General features: G+C 65.4%; 13 protein-coding genes. 10 read left to right on the top strand and 3 right to left on the bottom strand.

The window, feature by feature from the left end:
- Nucleotides 1-252: 252 nt before the first annotated feature.
- Both ACN0WF_RS19360 and ACN0WF_RS19355 read right to left on the bottom strand, forming a co-directional pair.
- Nucleotides 253-1,863, bottom strand: a complete 1,611-nt coding sequence (locus tag ACN0WF_RS19360; RefSeq protein WP_417774413.1) for an AAA family ATPase — start codon at nt 1,861-1,863, stop codon at nt 253-255.
- Nucleotides 1,864-2,312: 449 nt separating this feature from the next.
- Nucleotides 2,313-2,894 carry a TetR/AcrR family transcriptional regulator gene (locus ACN0WF_RS19355; protein ID WP_417774412.1) on the bottom strand — a complete coding sequence of 194 codons (582 nt, stop codon included), beginning with the start codon at nt 2,892-2,894 and terminating at the stop codon, nt 2,313-2,315.
- A 186-nt stretch (nt 2,895-3,080) separates the two neighbouring features.
- On the opposite strand from ACN0WF_RS19355, the gene ACN0WF_RS19350 reads away from it, so the two are divergent.
- The 9 genes from ACN0WF_RS19350 to ACN0WF_RS19310 all read left to right on the top strand — a co-directional run bounded on the left by ACN0WF_RS19350 (nt 3,081) and on the right by ACN0WF_RS19310 (nt 14,532).
- Complete coding sequence (locus ACN0WF_RS19350) at nt 3,081-3,362, top strand: YiaA/YiaB family inner membrane protein (protein WP_417774411.1); 282 nt, start codon at nt 3,081-3,083, stop codon at nt 3,360-3,362.
- Nucleotides 3,363-3,420: 58 nt separating this feature from the next.
- On the top strand, nt 3,421-6,813 hold the full coding sequence (locus tag ACN0WF_RS19345) for an acyl-[ACP]--phospholipid O-acyltransferase (protein ID WP_417774410.1): 3,393 nt from the start codon (nt 3,421-3,423) through the stop codon (nt 6,811-6,813).
- A gap of 256 nt (nt 6,814-7,069) precedes the next feature.
- Nucleotides 7,070-7,450, top strand: a complete 381-nt coding sequence (locus ACN0WF_RS19340) for a VOC family protein (RefSeq protein ID WP_417774409.1) — start codon at nt 7,070-7,072, stop codon at nt 7,448-7,450.
- Nucleotides 7,451-7,811: 361 nt separating this feature from the next.
- On the top strand, nt 7,812-8,732 hold the full coding sequence (locus tag ACN0WF_RS19335) for a dihydrodipicolinate synthase family protein (protein WP_417774408.1): 921 nt from the start codon (nt 7,812-7,814) through the stop codon (nt 8,730-8,732).
- Between the two features lie 127 nt (nt 8,733-8,859).
- On the top strand, nt 8,860-9,828 hold the full coding sequence (locus tag ACN0WF_RS19330) for a tripartite tricarboxylate transporter substrate binding protein (RefSeq protein WP_417774407.1): 969 nt from the start codon (nt 8,860-8,862) through the stop codon (nt 9,826-9,828).
- Nucleotides 9,825-10,352, top strand: coding sequence for a tripartite tricarboxylate transporter TctB family protein (locus ACN0WF_RS19325; RefSeq protein ID WP_417774406.1), 528 nt, complete (start codon nt 9,825-9,827; stop codon nt 10,350-10,352). The genes ACN0WF_RS19330 and ACN0WF_RS19325 overlap by 4 nt, the downstream gene beginning before the upstream one ends.
- Nucleotides 10,353-10,368: 16 nt before the next feature.
- A complete protein-coding gene (locus tag ACN0WF_RS19320) occupies nt 10,369-11,901 on the top strand; it encodes a tripartite tricarboxylate transporter permease (RefSeq protein WP_417774405.1) in 1,533 nt (510 codons plus the stop codon).
- Between the two features lie 15 nt (nt 11,902-11,916).
- A complete protein-coding gene (locus ACN0WF_RS19315) occupies nt 11,917-13,623 on the top strand; it encodes a dihydroxyacetone kinase family protein (RefSeq protein ID WP_417774404.1) in 1,707 nt (568 codons plus the stop codon).
- Between the two features lie 102 nt (nt 13,624-13,725).
- The gene (locus ACN0WF_RS19310; RefSeq protein WP_417774403.1) at nt 13,726-14,532 is read left to right on the top strand and encodes an IclR family transcriptional regulator; all 807 of its coding nucleotides are present in this window, start codon (nt 13,726-13,728) and stop codon (nt 14,530-14,532) included.
- A gap of 25 nt (nt 14,533-14,557) precedes the next feature.
- Here ACN0WF_RS19310 and ACN0WF_RS19305 read toward each other — a convergent pair whose 3' ends face one another.
- On the bottom strand, nt 14,558-15,346 hold the full coding sequence (locus ACN0WF_RS19305) for an IclR family transcriptional regulator (RefSeq protein WP_417774402.1): 789 nt from the start codon (nt 15,344-15,346) through the stop codon (nt 14,558-14,560).
- A 279-nt stretch (nt 15,347-15,625) separates the two neighbouring features.
- Here ACN0WF_RS19305 and ACN0WF_RS19300 point away from each other — a divergent pair, with 279 nt between their 5' ends.
- Nucleotides 15,626-16,531, top strand: coding sequence for a dihydrodipicolinate synthase family protein (locus ACN0WF_RS19300; protein WP_417774401.1), 906 nt, complete (start codon nt 15,626-15,628; stop codon nt 16,529-16,531).
- Nucleotides 16,532-16,587 lie beyond the last annotated feature (56 nt).

Raw genomic sequence — 16,587 nt, 5'->3', positions numbered from 1 at the left:
TTCTGTCCCATTCGTTCGTCCTCCATCTGGCTCGAAAGCCTACTTCAAGAAGGACCACTTTTCTGGGGGCAGACCAGAGGCGGCTGTCGGCTTTGGGGACGTGAGGTGAATGGAGGGTTTCCGATTGACTAGGCGCTAAAGCGGACATTAGCGCACACGGCTTGCGGCGACGCTTTCGGCCCGGAGCGGTCATTCGCTATAGTAAGGATAAGTGTCTGAAAGCTGCCGTTCATTCGGGAGACAGCAATTCGATCAAGCGTCCAACTGATCGGTCAGGTTGCCAAACAGACCCCTAACAAATCCGAGGGCGTCATTGTCCACTGTTAGCAGGTGTCGCACCGCTTTCTCAAAGTCCTCAATCTTGCGGAAGCCCAACGCGGTAGCGATGTCGGCGAGGGCACTCGACTCTCGCACCGGGCACTTGGTCAAGATGGATTCCCAATCTCCATTTGCCTCTGCCGCATCAAGTTCGGCTTTCCGTGTTGCTCTGATCTCTGTTGCATTATTGTCGATAACGACCTGCCGCCCAGCGAGAAGTTCATCGTCGTTGGGGATTTGCTCCATGATCAATTTTCGGACGGCTTTCTTTGCCACCTTTCGGCCAAGTCGTTCAGTGTGCCCGGAGACGGCGGCAACCCCTGCTGCGAGAGCCGCGCGCGCCAATTCTCCAGCATCTTCGCCCGAAACGGCTGCTTGGCGTGTCGCGATCCACTCTATGATGCGCGGGTGAAAATAGATTGCTTCAACCGAATAGAAAGGCAAAGCATAAACACCTCTTTCACGCTTCGCGGTGATCTGGTCGAGGGCATAGCCATCTCCGTCTGCAATCCCGAACGCGCGTAGCCAGTGGAAACCTTCACCCGCACGACTTCCCACGACGGCCTGTTCTACGTCTCGGCAACTGCCCTTAGGGATCACCGACACCATGGGGAAGATCAAACTGTATAGCGGCTTATCCAAGCTGCTCTCGGTTCCCTCAACGAAAAGTATCTTCCGTCGAGCCCCGAGAAGATCACGCTTGAGGATGTCGTCAATCGGGTTTTCGGCCGGTAGTTCGTCTGCCTCCCAACCCTGAACATTCCGGCCATCGAAGTTGCACGAGCGCAGCAGAAGCGTTCTCGCGCCCGGCACCTCCAGAGGCAGGTCGTGGTCGTGCGTCGAGATGACGAACCCACAATCGGAACGCCGCTCAAAAAGCTGGCTTAAAAGCGGGGAGATGATCGAGCGGTGGAGGTGCCGTTCGGGTTCGTCGATGATGAGGAGCGTTCCGGGGGGTGCAGTTAACACGTTACCCGCAATCAACAAGGCGTTGCGCTCACCATCAGAAAGTTGCGCTGCACTGTATTCCGGCCCGCCGTCCTTGCTCGCCATCACTCGTTCGTTTTGGCGGACGCTAATCCGGACAGGGATGTTGGATTGGAGAAGCAATTCATTGATGACAGCAATCGGCGCCTCCACCTTCGCGGCTTCGGTTGCCGCAGCCATATCGCCAGCATCGAACGCTGCCGTTATTGATCGGGCCCGAACGTTCTCAGCGTCAATGAGCTCGTAGATCGTCATGCTCGCTCGTTGCGCAGCATGCTGATCGCGATACCGCGACTCAATACTCTGATCTTCGTTTCGAATGCTATTTTCTATTCGCAGCTTATTGGCAGGCGTCATATCTAATGCGTCGGTGTTCATCCACGTTTGTCGGTGCGCTGAGATCTTTCTAGTCCGGTTGCGGTTTTGTGCGGCAAAGCGGTGCATCAAGCTCGACTTGCCAGTACCATTGGCGCCAAGGACGAACAGCATTTGCCCTGGTTCCAGTTGTAGCTGTGATACCTCGACGTTCTGCGCCGGGAAGTTGAGATTGAAAGGCATAGGCAATTCCGTGTTAGGTACTATCCGCCACAACTTAAGGTCTGTAGGAGCTGGTAGGAAGCTAAATTTCGCCGGCGACCCGTAGCAGGATAATTGGATCACGTCGCAATACGAAAAGGAGCTAGTACGAGCTTTAATTAGAGATTGGAATGAAGGAGGTTCTGCGTCAAAGCCATCGACCGCGAATGGCTGCTTCGCGTGTTTTGAATTGAATTAGTGCGGTTGCCGCAAAAGTCGGCTTCCCGCCCAGTCAGCACCTTCGCACGGAGCGGAGTGAATGGCTGCTTACGATAGCTGGATCCAAGAACGCGAACGACCGCCATCAGGGCACAAAGCATTTGCCTGGATCTTTTGGTCCGACGGTTCCCGCTGGACCGTAGGAGCACGCGAATTCATCTGGCGGGAGCGCCGATCCGGCGGCCGTGGCCGAGGCAGGGAAGCGCTTCGTTTCACCTTCCCGCCAGCCGTTCGACCAGAAAGTCCATCTCGCTCGACAGCGAGGCGCCCGGCAGGCCGATGAAACGCTTTTCCAGGCTGATGGCGACGAGGCCGTGGACGGCGGCGAAACAGGTGCGGGCGCGCGCGGCGAGAGCCGCCTCGTTCAGGCTCGGGTCGAGGGCGTGTATCTCGCTGCCGATGAAGGAGAGCAGCATGACGTTCTCCTGCCTGTGCTCCTCCGGGATCGGTTTGTCATCGGGCAGATCGTGGTCGAAAAGGCCGCGCCATAGGTTGGCGTTGTCGCGCGCGAAACCGAGATAGGCGGCGGCGAGCGCTTTCAGGCGGACAACCGGACCGGACAGCCCCCTTGTTGCCGCCGTCATTGCCGCGCGGATGCGCGTCAGGGTTATGCCGTTCACCGCGATGATCAACGCGTCGACATCGGCATAGTGCTTGTAGACCGAGCCGACCGAACAGCCCGCCCGCTCCGCCACCGCGCGGATCTGCAGGGCGCGCAAGCCCCCCTCCTCCATCAGCGCGGTCGCCGCCGCCAGCACCCGGCGCTGCGTCTCCTCGCTCCTGGCCTTCTGCATGCCCGCCATTCGTCCTGCCCCGACCTGACAATTGAACATTGTTCATTTTCTTCTTGACCCTGCCTCCCCGGCGTGATTTTGTCAAATGGTGAACATTGTTCACTTATACAGTCCGCCCCACGCAACCGCGCCGCATCGCACGTCACGCCGAAACCAACTGACCCGAGCTTTCAAGGAGACACCGCCATGCAAGACTTCGCCCCCAAGCATTCGCAGGCCTGGACGCTGTTCACGATGGCCAGCTTCGCCGTCGCCGCGACAATGACGACGATCGGCATCTACTCCATGGAGGCGAGCTTCGCCGCCAAGGGCTTCTACGCCATGGCCGCGGTCATGCTGGTGCACACCACGGTGGCGCTGACCAAGACCCTGCGCGACCGGGAGGAGGCACTGAAGTTCCACAACCGTATCGAGAATGCCCGCACCGAGAAGCTGCTGATGGATGTCGGCACCTCCGGCAAATCCTGATGCCGCAAAAATCCTCTGCCGGCCGCGCACGGCCCCACTGCCCTCAAGGGAGGCCCTCATGACCAGATCCTTGATGAAATCGCCGCGCTTCGCGCCGCTGTTCTGGACCCAGTTCCTGTCCGCGTTCAACGACAACTTCCTGAAGAACGCGCTCGTTTTCCTGATCCTGTTCCACGTCGCCGACGGCTCCGCCGCGCTCGTCTCGCTGGCCGGCGCCGTCTTCATCGCCCCCTTCCTGCTGCTTTCCGCGATGGGCGGCCAGATCGCCGACCGCTGCGACATGGCAACCGTCGCGCGGCGGCTGAAGCTTGCCGAAGTCGGCGGCGCGGCGGTCGCCGTTGCCGGCATGGCGCTCCAGTCGATCCCCGTCCTCTTCGTCGCGCTCTTCATTTTCGGCACGATCTCGGCGCTGTTCAGCCCGGTGAAATACGGCATCCTGCCCTATCACCTGGACACCGAGGAATTGCCGCGCGCCAATGCCTGGATCGAGGCCGGCACGTTCATCTCCATTCTCGGCGGGACGATCGCCTCGGGCCTTCTGTTCGCCCGCGGCGAGGCCCCGCTCCTCTTCGCGCCCGTCATGATGACGCTTGCCGCCGTCTGCTATCTCGTCAGCCGCAAGATCCCGTCCACACAGGTCGCGGCCCCCGGCCTGAAGATCGACGCCAACATCCTGCGCTCGACCTGGGCCATCCTCGCCGATCTCGCCCGCGACAGCCGCCTGTTCCGCGTCGCCGCCATGAGCGCCTGGTTCTGGGTCGCGGGTGCGGTGGTGATGGCGGTGCTGCCGGTCATCGTCAAGGAGGTGATGGGCGGTGGCGAAGCGGCCATCACCTTCTTCCTCACCGTCTTCGCGGTCTCCATCGGCATCGGTTCGGCCATTGCCGCATGGTTCTGCGCCGGCCGGGTCGTGCTTCTGCCGGCGGTGCTGGGCACCGCGCTGATGGCGCTCTTCAGCCTCGACATTCATTTCGCCGTCAACGGCTTCGCCGCCCCGGCCGCCCAGCTTCCGCTCGCCGACTTCCTCGGCCAGGCGGGCGTGGCGCGCATGGCGCTCGACATGGCGGGGCTGGCGATTGCCGGCGCGATGCTGGTGGTCCCCACCTTCACCGCGTTGCAGACCTGGGCTGCCCCCGATCACCGGGCTCGGACCATTGCGGGTGCCAACGCATTGGGCGCGGCCACCATGGTGGTCGCCGGCGTCGCGCTCGCGGTGGCGCAGAAACTGGGCTTCGGCGTGTCGAGCGTGATGCTGGTGCTGGCCGCGCTCAACGCTCTCGCCGCCGTGGTGATGCTCAAGACGCTGCCGACCTCCCCCTTCCGCGACCTCATCTCCATCATCTACCGCGCCTTCTTCCGCATGGAGGTGAAGGGGCTGGAAAACCTGCAGAACGCCGGTGAGGCACCGATCCTGGCGCTCAACCATGTGAGCTATCTCGACGCCGCCATGGCGCTGACGCTGAGCGAGCGGAAGCCCACCTTCGCCATCGATTATCATGTCGCGCGCAAGCCCTGGATCAAGCCGTTCCTGAAGCTCGCCAACGCCCTGCCGGTCAACCCAGCGAAGCCGATGGCGACGCGCTCGCTGATCAAGGTGGTCAATGCGGGCGAGCCGATGGTCATCTTCCCGGAAGGAAGGATCACCGTCACCGGCAGCCTGATGAAGGTCTATGACGGCGCGGCCATGGTCGCGGACAAGACCGGGGCGAAGATCGTGCCCATCCGCATCGACGGTTTCGAGAAGACGCCGTTCTCCTATCTGAGCCCGACGCAGATCCGCAAACGGCTTTTCCCGAAGGTGACGGTGACGATCCTGGAGCCGCAGCACTTGACCGTGGCCGAGGATCTGAGGGGTCGCAAGCGCCGCGCGGCGGCGGGCTCCGCGCTCTACGGCATCATGTCCGACCTGATGTTCTCGACCAGCATCCGCGAGGACAAGACCGTGGTCGAGCGAGTCATCGACACGGCGCGTGAACGCGGCATGAAGACGACCGCCATCGAGGACCCGATCGCCGGCCCCCTCACCTACGGCACCTTGCTGACCGGCGCGGCCGTGCTTGCGCGCAAGCTGACAGACATGCTGCCGGACGAGGAAAACGTCGGTCTGATGCTGCCCAACGCCAACGGCACTGTCGTGACCATGCTGGCGCTGATGTCCGCGGGCAAGGTGCCCGCGATGATCAACTTCACTGCCGGCGCACGCAACATCGCCTCCGCCTGCCGCTCCGCCAAGGTCACGACCGTGCTGTCCTCGCGCGCCTTCATCACCCAGGCGAAGCTCGACGGTCTCATCGCCGAAGTCGGCCAGCAGGTGCGCTTCATCTGGCTGGAGGACGTGCGCCAGGAAATCGGCTTCGCCCGGAAGGTCGTCGGACGCCTGAACCGTACCCGACCGCTGGCGACCCGCAGCGCCTCGCAGGTCGCCGCGATCATGTTCACCTCCGGCTCCGAGGGCCAGCCCAAGGGGGTGGTGCTGAGCCACCGCAACATCCTGGCGAACGCGGCGCAGGCGGCGGCGCGCATCGACTTCACGCCGAGCGACAAGCTCTTCAACGTGCTGCCGATGTTCCATTCCTTCGGCCTGACGGCCGGCACCATCCTGCCGCTCGTCTCCGGCGTGCCGATCTACCTCTACCCCTCGCCGCTGCACTACCGCATCGTTCCCGAGCTGATCTACGCCTCCAACGCGACGATCCTGTTCGGCACCGACACGTTCCTGAACGGCTATGCGCGGATGGCCCATGCCTACGACTTCCGCTCGCTGCGCTACTGCTTTGCAGGCGCGGAGCCGGTGAAGCCGTCCACCCGCCACACCTACATGGAGCGCTTCGGCGTTCGCATTCTGGAAGGCTACGGCGTCACGGAGGCCGCCCCCGTCATCGCCATCAACACGCCGATGTTCAACAAGCCGGGCACGGTCGGAAAACTGCTGCCGGGCATGACGGCGCGGCTTGAGAAGGTGCCCGGCGTCGAGGTTGGCGGTCGGCTGCATGTCGCGGGCCCGAACGTGATGCTCGGCTACCTGCTCGCCGAGGAGCCCGGCGTCATTCGTCCGCTTGGCGACGGCTGGCACGACACCGGTGACATCGTCGACATCGACGAGGACGGGTTCCTCGCGATCAAGGGCCGGGCGAAACGCTTTGCCAAGATCGGCGGCGAGATGGTGTCGTTGGCCGCGGTCGAGGAAATGGCCGGCCATCTGTGGCCTGGACACCTGTCGGCGGTGGCGGCCATGGCCGACGACCGCAAGGGCGAGCGGCTGGTGCTCATCACCGAATGTCCGACCGCGACCCGCGCCGATTTCCTCGCTCACGCCAGGAAGACCGGCGCGCAGGATCTGATGGTTCCGGCCGAGGTCCGCGCCGTCGCGAAGGTTCCGGTTCTGGGCACCGGCAAGCTCGACTTCGCCGCGATCAACCGGCTGGCCCAAGCCGGAGACCAGACCGGCTGAGGCCGAACCGCCGACATCCGCAAGGCCGTGCCCGCTTTGAGCGGCGCACGGCCTTTTTCCCGCGTGAGGCACCCTCTCCATCGGCCTCCCGCAGCGCCCCGCCTGGAACACCCGCGGCAGCCTCAAGCCGCTCCGGCGCATCCCCACCTGGCACGACAAGATTGCGGCCGGCGCCCTGTCGGCCCTAGCCTCGGTGGCGGCCGGCGCCCTCCCGCCGCGGCCGGATCATGTAAACCGCTCAACGACGGAGAGAATTATGGTGGTCAAGCGCATAGTCGCCAACATCGCGGCACCACAACCCGATGCCGCTCGCGCCTTCTACAGCGAGATCCTGGGCCTCGACGTCGTCATGGACCACGGCTGGATCATGACCTTCGCCGCACCGCCCGCCCTCGGCGCGCCGCAGATCAGCATCGCCAGCGAGGGAGGCTCCGGCACGCCGGTCCCCGATCTCTCGATCGAGGTCGACGATTTCGAGGATGTGCTGCAACGCGCCAGAGCGGCAGGACTTGCCGTGGAATATGGCCCCCGGCAGGAGCCCTGGGGCGTGAGACGATTCTACGTCCGCGACCCGTTTGGCCGCCTCGTCAACGTGCTTACCCACCTGGAAACGACACAGCCGCAACGCACTGAGTGATCCTCCGCAAAAAGCCTTCGTCCATCTCCAACAGCAGTCGCGACAATCCCCCCCCTTCCTTTTCAGCGGTTCGCTCGAGCCGGCTGCGCCTCACCGCTGCAAGCCCTTGCAGGCCCTCGCAGGCCCAAAGAATGACGTGACACATAGCGTCCGCAAGGACTTTCGTGCCCATGCCTTCAGGTGTCAGGGCGCCGCGCGCGGTACCGAGCACCAGTGCCCGACATGCTCTGGCTTGCGTGCAAATCCCGCAATACGGAACGACAGACCTTATTTTGAGATTTCAGATTGACGACAGGCTTTCTCTGTCCCTACAGTTTTATCGGAACTGGATTCCGCCAATCGGAATGGAAGGGATTTTTGAATGAACGTCGATGCTAGGATCAGCGCGCTGGACAAGCCTGCGCTGAAGTCGCGGCTCACCGGCATCCTGCCCCCGGTGACCATGCCGTTCGACGCGCAAAGCCGGCTGTTGCCGGAGGCGATTGCCGCGCAGATGGAATGGACGCTCGCCGCAGGCGCCTCGGGCGTCGTCGCCGGCGGCTCCACGGGCGAGGGACACGCGCTTTCCGACGGTGAATTCCGCGACGCAATGTTCGCCACCGCCGAGGCGGTCGACGGGCGCGCGCCCTTTGTCGCCGGGCTGATCGTCAACTCCACCAAGGAGGCGATCGACCGGGTGAAGATGCTCGACGGGCTGAAGATCGACGCGCTGCAGGTCACGCCGGTGCACTATCTCTTCAAGCCCGGCGCCGACGCCACGGTGCGCCACTTCAAGACGATCTGGGAAGAAACGGGTATCCCGATCCTGATCTACAACGTGATCCCGTGGAACTACCTCGACATCAACCTGATGCTGCGCGTCATGGACGAGGTGCCCGGCGTGGTCGGCATGAAGCAGAGCTCCGGCGACCTGAAGTCGCTCTCGGACCTGATCCAGACCTGCAAGCCCGACAACATCGTACTCACCGGCATCGACGCCCTGCTCTACCCGGGCTTCGCGCTCGGCGCGGATGGCGCGATCTCGGCGCTGACCGCCGCCCTGCCCGGCGCGACGACGAAGCTCTTCAAGCTGACGCGCGCCGGCAATCACCCAGAGGCGCTGGAACTGCACCGCCGCCTCAACACGCTGTGGAACGCGCTGCGCCACGACAACCTGCCGGCCTGCGTCAAGTACATCCAGCATTGCCAGGGCCTGCCGATGTACGCACCGCGCGCGCCGATGGAGCCGGTCACGGCCGAGCAGCGCACGGCGATCGACGCCGCCCTCAAGGGCCTGATCTGACCGCCTCGCCGAACTGACGGCCGCCGCCCAGCCCCACAGGGCCGGGGCGGCGGCACCGGTTGCGGACCCGGAGGAGCGGGCGCGCGACCGACTGAAAAAAGCCAAAGGGTTCTATGGAGGAAGCCCCATGATCACGAAGTTCAAGCGCACAGCCACCCTCGCCGCCGCCGCGGCGCTCATGCTCGCCAGTGGCCCCGCCTTCGCCGACTATCCAGACCGCGCCGTCACCATCATCTGCCCCTGGTCGGCGGGCGGCGGCTCGGACGCCACGGCGCGCATCGTCGCCAAACTGCTGCAGGACGAGCTGGGCCAACCGGTCAATGTCGTCAACCGCACCGGCGGCGGTGCCGTGATCGGCCACACCGACATGGCCGAGGCCAAGCCCGACGGCTACACGCTCGGCAACATCACCACCGAATTGTCGATGTTCCACTGGCTCGGCCAGTCCGACCTCGACTACACGTCCTACACGCCCATCGGCCTGTTCAACGCCGACTACGGCGCGGTCTTCGTGGCCACCGGCTCGCCCTACAAGACCCTGCAGGGCCTCGTCGACGCGCTCAAGCAGGACAGCGCCGCCGTGCCGGCGGGCGGCGCTAACATCGGCGGCGTCAACCATCTCGCCTGGGCGCAGCTCGTCAACGAGGCCGGCGGCAGGGAAGCCTTCTGGGTACCTTCCGAGGGCGCGGCCCCCGCGCTCCAGCTTCTGACCTCGGGCGTCATCCAGGCGGCGGTGGTTCAGTTCCCGGAGGCGCGCGCGCTGCTCGACGCCGGCGAGATCCGTCCGCTCGCCACCCTGGGCACCGAGCGCAACGTCAACTATCCGGACGTGCCGACGGTCAAGGAAGCGGCCAACCTCGACGTCGCCATCAGCGGCTGGCGCGGCCTCGCCGCGCCCAAGGGAACCGCGCCCGAGATCGTCGCAACCCTCGGCGCGGCGCTCGAGAAGGTTACCGCCTCCGACGAGTTCAAGGCCTTCATGGAAGCCCGCCAGTTCGGCCCGACCTACCTTCCGCCGGAGAAGTTCGAACAGTATCTCGCCGACCGCGACGCCCAGTTCGGCAACGCGCTGAAGGCAGCGGGCCTCGCCAAATGACGAGCAGGCCGTCCACCACGGACGACAGCGCCCCGGCATCCGCCGGGGCGTCCCCGCCCGGGCCTTCGCAAACCTCCCCGCTTCTCGATCTTGTCATCGCCGGCGTGTCGCTGGCGATGGGCGTGGCACTCGTCATCCACGCACAGGACTACCGGGCGATGATCCCGCGCACGGTGATCGGGCCAGGCCTGCTGCTGACGATCTGCGGCGTCGTCTTCACCGGCCTCGGCGTGACAATGGGTCTCGGCGCGGTCCGCCGCCTCCCGGTCGGCGCCCCCCGCGGCGCTGCACCGCAGTCCCTGCGCTTCGCCTTGCTCGTTCCCGCACTTCTGGTCGCCGCGCTGGCGGCGACGCCGGCCATCGGCTTCCTGCCGGCCGCCGCCCTTTCGGCATTCGTGCTGATGAAGGCCTGCGGCGCGCGCTGGCTGCCGGCGCTGGGGGCAACGCTCGTGCTGGGCGCGGCCGTCCATCTGGCGTTCGCCGAAGTCATGCGCGTCCCGTTGCCTGCCGGCAGCCTGTTCTGAGAGGAAGGCCCGTTCAATGCTCGACACCCTTGCGCAGGCCATGGCGCTGGTCGGTACGCCGACAACGCTGCTGGCGATCCTGCTGTCCTGCGCCTTCGGTCTCTTCGTCGGTGCGATCCCGGGCCTGAGCGCGACCATGGCGACCGCGCTGCTCGTGCCCTTCACCTTCTATCTGGACCCGATCCCGGCCATCGCGACGGTGATCGCCTGCACGACCATGGCGATCACGGCAGGCGACATTCCCGCCGCGCTGCTGCGCATTCCCGGAACCCCCTCCTCCGCCGCCTATACGGACGAGGCGCACGCCATGACGCGCAAGGGAGGCGGCGGGCAGGCGCTCGGAACGCTTCTGGTCTCCGCCTTCCTCGGCGGCCTGTTCGGCTTCGCCGTGCTCGCCATCGCCGCCCCGGCGCTCGCCACGGCGGCGCTGCGCTTCTCCAGCTTCGAGTATTTCTGGCTGGCGGTCCTCGGCCTGTCCTGCTGCGCCCTCGTCACCGGCGGCTCGCTGGCGAAGTCGACCTTCGCGCTGTTCGTCGGCCTGCTCGCCTCCTGCGTCGGCATGGACCCGCTCACCGGCGCCGCGCGGCTGACCTTCGGCAGCACCAACCTCATGGGCGGCCTGTCCTTCGTCCCGGCGATGATCGGCCTGTTCGCCATCAGCGAGCTGATGAACGGAACCCAGACCGGCGCGACCGGAGGCGTCACCCGCATTCGCAATCCCTTCGCCGGCGTCGGAACGATCCTGCGCCGGTATCGGGTGAACCTTCTGCGCGGCGCCGGCCTCGGCACGCTGATCGGAGCGCTTCCCGGCGCCGGTGGAGACCTCGGCGCGTGGATCTCCTATGCCAACGCGCGCCGCGCCTCGAAGACGCCCGAAAAATTCGGCACCGGGCACCCGGAAGGGCTGGTCGAGGCGGGCGCGACCAACAACGCCGCGCTCTGTTCCGCCTGGATCCCGGCCACCGTCTTCGGCGTTCCAGGCGACGCGGTGACGGCGATCGCGGTCGGCGTCCTGTTCATGAAAGGGCTGAACCCCGGCCCGCAACTGCTGACGGAAAATCCGCAGAACTTCTACGCCGTCATCCTCATCTTCCTGATCGCCAACCTGCTGATCCTGCCGCTCGGCTATCTCGCCATCCGCGCCGCCGGGCTGATCTTCTCCGTGCCGCGCGCCTATCTCAACGGCGGCATCCTGCTCTTTTGTGCAATCGGCGCCTTTTCGGTCAACAACTCGCTTTTCGATGTTGGCGTCATGATAGGCTTCGGCATCATGGCCTGGATCTTTTCCCGCGCCGCGATCCCCGTTGCGCCCGTCATCCTCGGCCTCGTCATGGGCCCCCTGGTGGAGCGCAACTTCCTCACCTCGATGATTGCCTCGCGCGGCGACTTCCTGGGCTTCTTCGAACGCCCCGTCTCCGCCACACTCGGCGTCGTCACTCTGCTCGTGTGGCTGATTCCGCTCGCGCGGATCGCCTGGCGGAAGATCTCCGCGACCCGATCTCTCCGGCATGCGGAGGCACATGCCTCGCGCCATCCGGAAACGCACTGAACGAAAGGTCCTGCCATGAAAAAGCTCATCAACGACCCGCGCAACACCGTCGCCGACCTGCTCCAGGGCCTGGTCGCCAGCGACCCGGCGCTGGCGCTGCTGGAGGGAGAGGCTGTCGTTCTGCGCGCCGACATTCCCCAGGACACGGCAAAGCGCCCGGTCTCGATCATTTCCGGCGGCGGCAGCGGGCATGAGCCGGCCCACGCGGGCTATGTCGGCGAAGGCATGCTGTCGGCCGCCGTCGCCGGCGACGTCTTCACCTCGCCGAGCGTCGATGCGGTGCTGGCGGCGATCCTCGCCACCTCCGGCCCCAAAGGTTGCGTGCTGGTGGTCAAGAACTACACCGGCGACCGGCTGAACTTCTCGCTCGCCGCCGAGATGGCGCGCGAGGAAGGCATCCCGGTGGAAGTGGTCTTCGTCGCCGACGACGTGGCGCTCGGCGAGCGCGTGCCTCGCGACCGCCGACGCGGTATCGCCGGCACCGTGCTGGTGCACAAGGTCGCGGGCGCGGCGGCGGCAAGCGGGCGGACGCTGGAGGAGATCGCCGGGCTCGCCCGCGGCGTCGCCGGCGACCTGGTGAGCATGGGTGTCGGCCTCGGCTCCTGCACCGTCCCTTCCGCCGGCAAGCCGGGTTTCGAACTGGGCGAAGACGAGATCGAGTTCGGCCTCGGCATTCACGGCGAAAAGGGCGTGGAACGCAGTCCCATGCGCCCCGCAACCGAGATCGTCGACCGCCTGCTCGACACGCTGGTCGCGGAACTGCCGTCAAAGGGGCGCGTCGGCGTTCTGATCAACGGGCTCGGTGGCACCCCGCCGATGGAGCTGGCGATCATCGCCGGGCTCGCGCTCGACAGCCTGAAGACGCGCGGCCTCCGACCGGAGATGATCTGGACGGGGAATTTCATGACCGCGCTGGAGATGCCGGGCTGCTCGATCACGCTGCTGCCAATCGACGATGCGCGCGCGACCTGGCTCGCAGCACCGACGAAGGTTCGCGTCTGGCCGGCGACCGCAGGCGTGGGCACCGGCAAGCGCCTTGCCGGCAGGCAGGTCGAAAGCACCATCCCCGCGCCTCAGGCAGGCCCCCTGACCCCGGCACTGAAGGCCGCCGGCGCGCGCGCGGCACAGTCCATGATCTCGGCCGAAACGCTGCTCACCGACCTGGATGCCAAGGCCGGCGACGGCGATCTCGGCGCCAGCATGTACCGCGGAGCGGAAGCCTTGAAGGCCCTGCCGGACGGCGCATACAACACGCCGCGCCTGTTCCTCATGAGCCTTGCAGACGCCATGCGTCGGGCAATCGCCGGAAGCTCCGGCCCGTTCTACGCATCCGCCCTGATGCGTGCGGCCCATGCCCTGCCCGACAGCGCACAGCCGGCTGACGAGGACTGGGACCGCGCCTTCGCGGCCGGCATCGGTGCCGTTTCCGACATTGGCGGAGCAAAGGCCGGCGACCGCACCATGGTCGATGCGCTTGCCCCCGCGCTCGCCGCCTGGCAGGCGGCGCGGCAGTCCGGCCGCCCCCTTGAGGAGGCGCTCGCGGCGGCCGCGACGGCTGCGCGCGAGGGAGCGGAGGCGACCAGCGAGATGTCGCCCAAGCTCGGCCGCGCCAGCTACCTCGGCGACCGAGCTCTCGGGCATGCCGACGGTGGCGCGGTCGCCGTCGCCATCTGGATGGCCGCCCTTGCCGGCAAGGACGCCAGCGGGACCTGGCAAGGCTGAGAACGCCCCGTCCGGCGGGGTGTGAAACCCGGCCGAAACACGAGACAGTTGAAGCCGGCTGCGCTAGATTCGCAGCCGGCCCCAAGGGAAGATGCGGAATTCATGGACCAGAACGATGCTCGGGCACCGGAGACAACGCCGGTCAAACGCGATGAAGGAATGAAGTCGCTCGGCAAACTGGTGCGGGTGCTCGACTGTTTCACGACATACGACAGAACCCTGTCGCTTGCCGAGATCAGCGACCGGACCGGCTTTCCGCGGTCGACGACGCACCGGCTCATGGCCTCCTTGCGGGACGTGGGCTTTCTCGATCAGGACCGGCACCGCGACGCCTACAGGCTCGGCCTGAAGCTCTTCGAGCTCGGCAACATGGCGCTGTCCAACCTCGACATTCACCGTGAGGCCTACCCCATCGTCGATGCGCTCGACCGGATGACGGACCATGTGGTGACGCTGGCGATCTTCGACGGCTACCGGGCGGTGGTGATCCGGCGCACGGAAAGCGGCAGCGACCCGGCCTCCGGCGTCAACCGGATCGAGAACGCCCCGGCGCATTGCACCAGCGTCGGCAAGGCGGCGCTCGCCTTTCAGCCCGACGAGGTCGTCGACCGGCTGGTCGAAAGCGGGCTGCCGAAATACACCGACACAACCATCACCGACGGCGACCGCCTGCGCGAGGAACTGCGTGTCATCCGCGAGCGCGGCTATTCGCTCGACGAAGGCGAACACCGCCCCGGCCTGCGCTGCGTGGGAGCACCGATCCGCAACCAGAACGGCAAGGTCTTCGCCGGCCTGTCCGTCTCCGGGCCCAACTGGCGCCTCACCGAGGCCGACGTCGAGGAACTGGCCAAGGTGGTGGTCTATCACGCCGACCAGATCTCGCGCAGCCTCGGCTACACCGGCGCCTGAACGCCGGCGCGCCATGCGACCCCGTTCAGACCACCGCTCCCGCATTGGCGTCGGCCACCCAGCCGAGACGTTTCGAGATCGCCTCGGCGTGGCCGATCACATAGGGCGCGAGCTGAAGCTGGCGCTCTTCCGGCATGCGCCGCGCCGGGCCGCTGGCCGAAAGGGCCGCGATCACCCGGTTCGACGAATTGCGAATGGGTGCCGCGACGCAGCGCACGTTGATCTTGTGCTCCTCACGGTCGAGCGCGTAGCCGCGCTCGCGGATCCCGGCCAGTTCCTCCAGCAGCGCCGAGGGCTCGACGATCGTGTGGGGCGTGAAGCGGTCCTGGCCGGCGGCGATCACCCGGTTGATGATCGGCTCTGGCTGAAAGGCGAGCGTCGCCTTGCCCACCCCCGTGCAGTAGCAGGGCGAGATCTCCATCACGATGGTGTCGTTTTGCTCGCCCGTCGGGCCACCGACAGCGCGCTCGACGAAGACCATGCGCTCGCCGTCGAACACGCACAGATGCACGCTCTCGCTGGAGAGGCTGCTCAGCGCCTCGCAGATCGGCCGCGCCTTGCGTTGCAGGTCGAGATTGTTGAGCACGGTGGCGCCGAGCTGGAACAGCCGCAAGCCGAGGCGATACGCATCCCGAGCCCGGTCCTGCTCGAGGAAGCCGACCTCCTTCAGCGCCAGAATGGAGCGGTGCGCCGTGGAGCGCGGCAACCCCGTGCGTTCGGCGATCTCCGAAACGGAGAGCGTGCGTTCCGTTGTCGAGAAGCAATCCAGCACGCTCACCATCTTGCCCAGCGTCTTGACGTTCTTGGTCTCCATCTCCCCTCCCTCATATCCCGCATTACGAGATTAATAGTAGCAATCAGATTTTCCTACAACCAAACACAAATCCCGCATTCCGGTATAATGTTGCAATGCAAATAAATACATGAGCGTTATCGCATTGCACAATTGTTCAAAAATAGCTGCTTCTTCGACTTGCATCAAAAAGAAAATCAATTCCAATCCCGCATTGTGGTTTTGAATTCGAATTTCCGTTTGACGGAGAGGAAAAGCCACAGATACTCCTCCACCGAAATACGGGAGAGGAGCATTTCCATGAAACACAAGATCCACGGGATCATTCCGCCGATCGTGACGCCCTTCGATGCGGCCGGAGAGATCGATGAGGCGGCGCTTCGCGAGAACGTCCGTTTCGTCATTTCACGCGGGGTCCACGGCATCTGCTTCGGCGGCAGCACCGGCGAGGGTCACACGCTCACGTCGGAGGAACTGGAGCGGGTGGCGGAAATCTGCGCGCAGGAAGCACAGGGCCGCGTTCCGGTCATCGCCGGGATCATCACAAACTCGACCCGCGACGCCGTTCACAAGGCGCGGCTGATGACGAAATTCGCCATCGACGCGCTGCAGATCACGCCAGTGCACTACGTCTTCAAGCCGGATGCGGAGGCGACCTACGCCCATTTCAAGACCCTGTCGGACACCACCGACCTGCCGATCCTGATCTACAACGTGGTGCCGTGGAACTATCTCTCGCCGGAGCTCCTGGTGAAGATCATCCGCGAGATCCCCAATGTGATCGGCGTCAAGCAGAGCGCCGGAGACCTCAAGCTCTTCGCCGACCTGATGATCACCGCGCCCGACGACGCGCTGATCTTCTCGGCGGTGGACGCCCTGCTCTATCCCTCCTTCGCCATGGGGTCCTGCGGAACCATCGCCGCGAACCCGGCCGCCGTGCCCGGCGTCTGCGTGGCGCTCTGGGATGCCGTGCAGGCGGGCAACCACAAGCTGGCGCGCGAGATCCACGAAAGTCTGCTGCGCTTCTGGAACACCATCTCGGCCGACAATCTGCCGGCGAACGTCAAATATGCGCTGTCGCAACAGGGCGTGCCGAGCGGCCTGCCGCGAGCGCCGATGCCCGCCACCAGCGCGGCCCAGGCGGAGCGTATCCGCGCCGCGCTTTCGCAAGTGCTGAAGTACGAGAAGCTGACCGAGCCGGCCTGACGACAGGGAGGGCGCCCGCGAGTGGCGCCCTCTCCTGCCCGGCCGCGATTGCAGGG

Origin of the sequence: Stappia sp., assembly GCF_048268045.1 — a bacterium.
Taxonomy (GTDB): Bacteria; Pseudomonadota; Alphaproteobacteria; order Rhizobiales; family Stappiaceae; genus Stappia.
This window is presented reverse-complemented; position numbering and strand designations above follow the sequence as displayed.

Coding starts and splice junctions, on each gene's coding strand:
- ACN0WF_RS19360 (WP_417774413.1), bottom strand. CDS start 1,863: ATGCCTTTCAATCTCAACTTCCCGGCGCAGAACGTCGAGGTATCACAG.
- ACN0WF_RS19355 (WP_417774412.1), bottom strand. CDS start 2,894: ATGCAGAAGGCCAGGAGCGAGGAGACGCAGCGCCGGGTGCTGGCGGCG.
- ACN0WF_RS19350 (WP_417774411.1), top strand. CDS start 3,081: ATGCAAGACTTCGCCCCCAAGCATTCGCAGGCCTGGACGCTGTTCACG.
- ACN0WF_RS19345 (WP_417774410.1), top strand. CDS start 3,421: ATGACCAGATCCTTGATGAAATCGCCGCGCTTCGCGCCGCTGTTCTGG.
- ACN0WF_RS19340 (WP_417774409.1), top strand. CDS start 7,070: ATGGTGGTCAAGCGCATAGTCGCCAACATCGCGGCACCACAACCCGAT.
- ACN0WF_RS19335 (WP_417774408.1), top strand. CDS start 7,812: ATGAACGTCGATGCTAGGATCAGCGCGCTGGACAAGCCTGCGCTGAAG.
- ACN0WF_RS19330 (WP_417774407.1), top strand. CDS start 8,860: ATGATCACGAAGTTCAAGCGCACAGCCACCCTCGCCGCCGCCGCGGCG.
- ACN0WF_RS19325 (WP_417774406.1), top strand. CDS start 9,825: ATGACGAGCAGGCCGTCCACCACGGACGACAGCGCCCCGGCATCCGCC.
- ACN0WF_RS19320 (WP_417774405.1), top strand. CDS start 10,369: ATGCTCGACACCCTTGCGCAGGCCATGGCGCTGGTCGGTACGCCGACA.
- ACN0WF_RS19315 (WP_417774404.1), top strand. CDS start 11,917: ATGAAAAAGCTCATCAACGACCCGCGCAACACCGTCGCCGACCTGCTC.
- ACN0WF_RS19310 (WP_417774403.1), top strand. CDS start 13,726: ATGGACCAGAACGATGCTCGGGCACCGGAGACAACGCCGGTCAAACGC.
- ACN0WF_RS19305 (WP_417774402.1), bottom strand. CDS start 15,346: ATGGAGACCAAGAACGTCAAGACGCTGGGCAAGATGGTGAGCGTGCTG.
- ACN0WF_RS19300 (WP_417774401.1), top strand. CDS start 15,626: ATGAAACACAAGATCCACGGGATCATTCCGCCGATCGTGACGCCCTTC.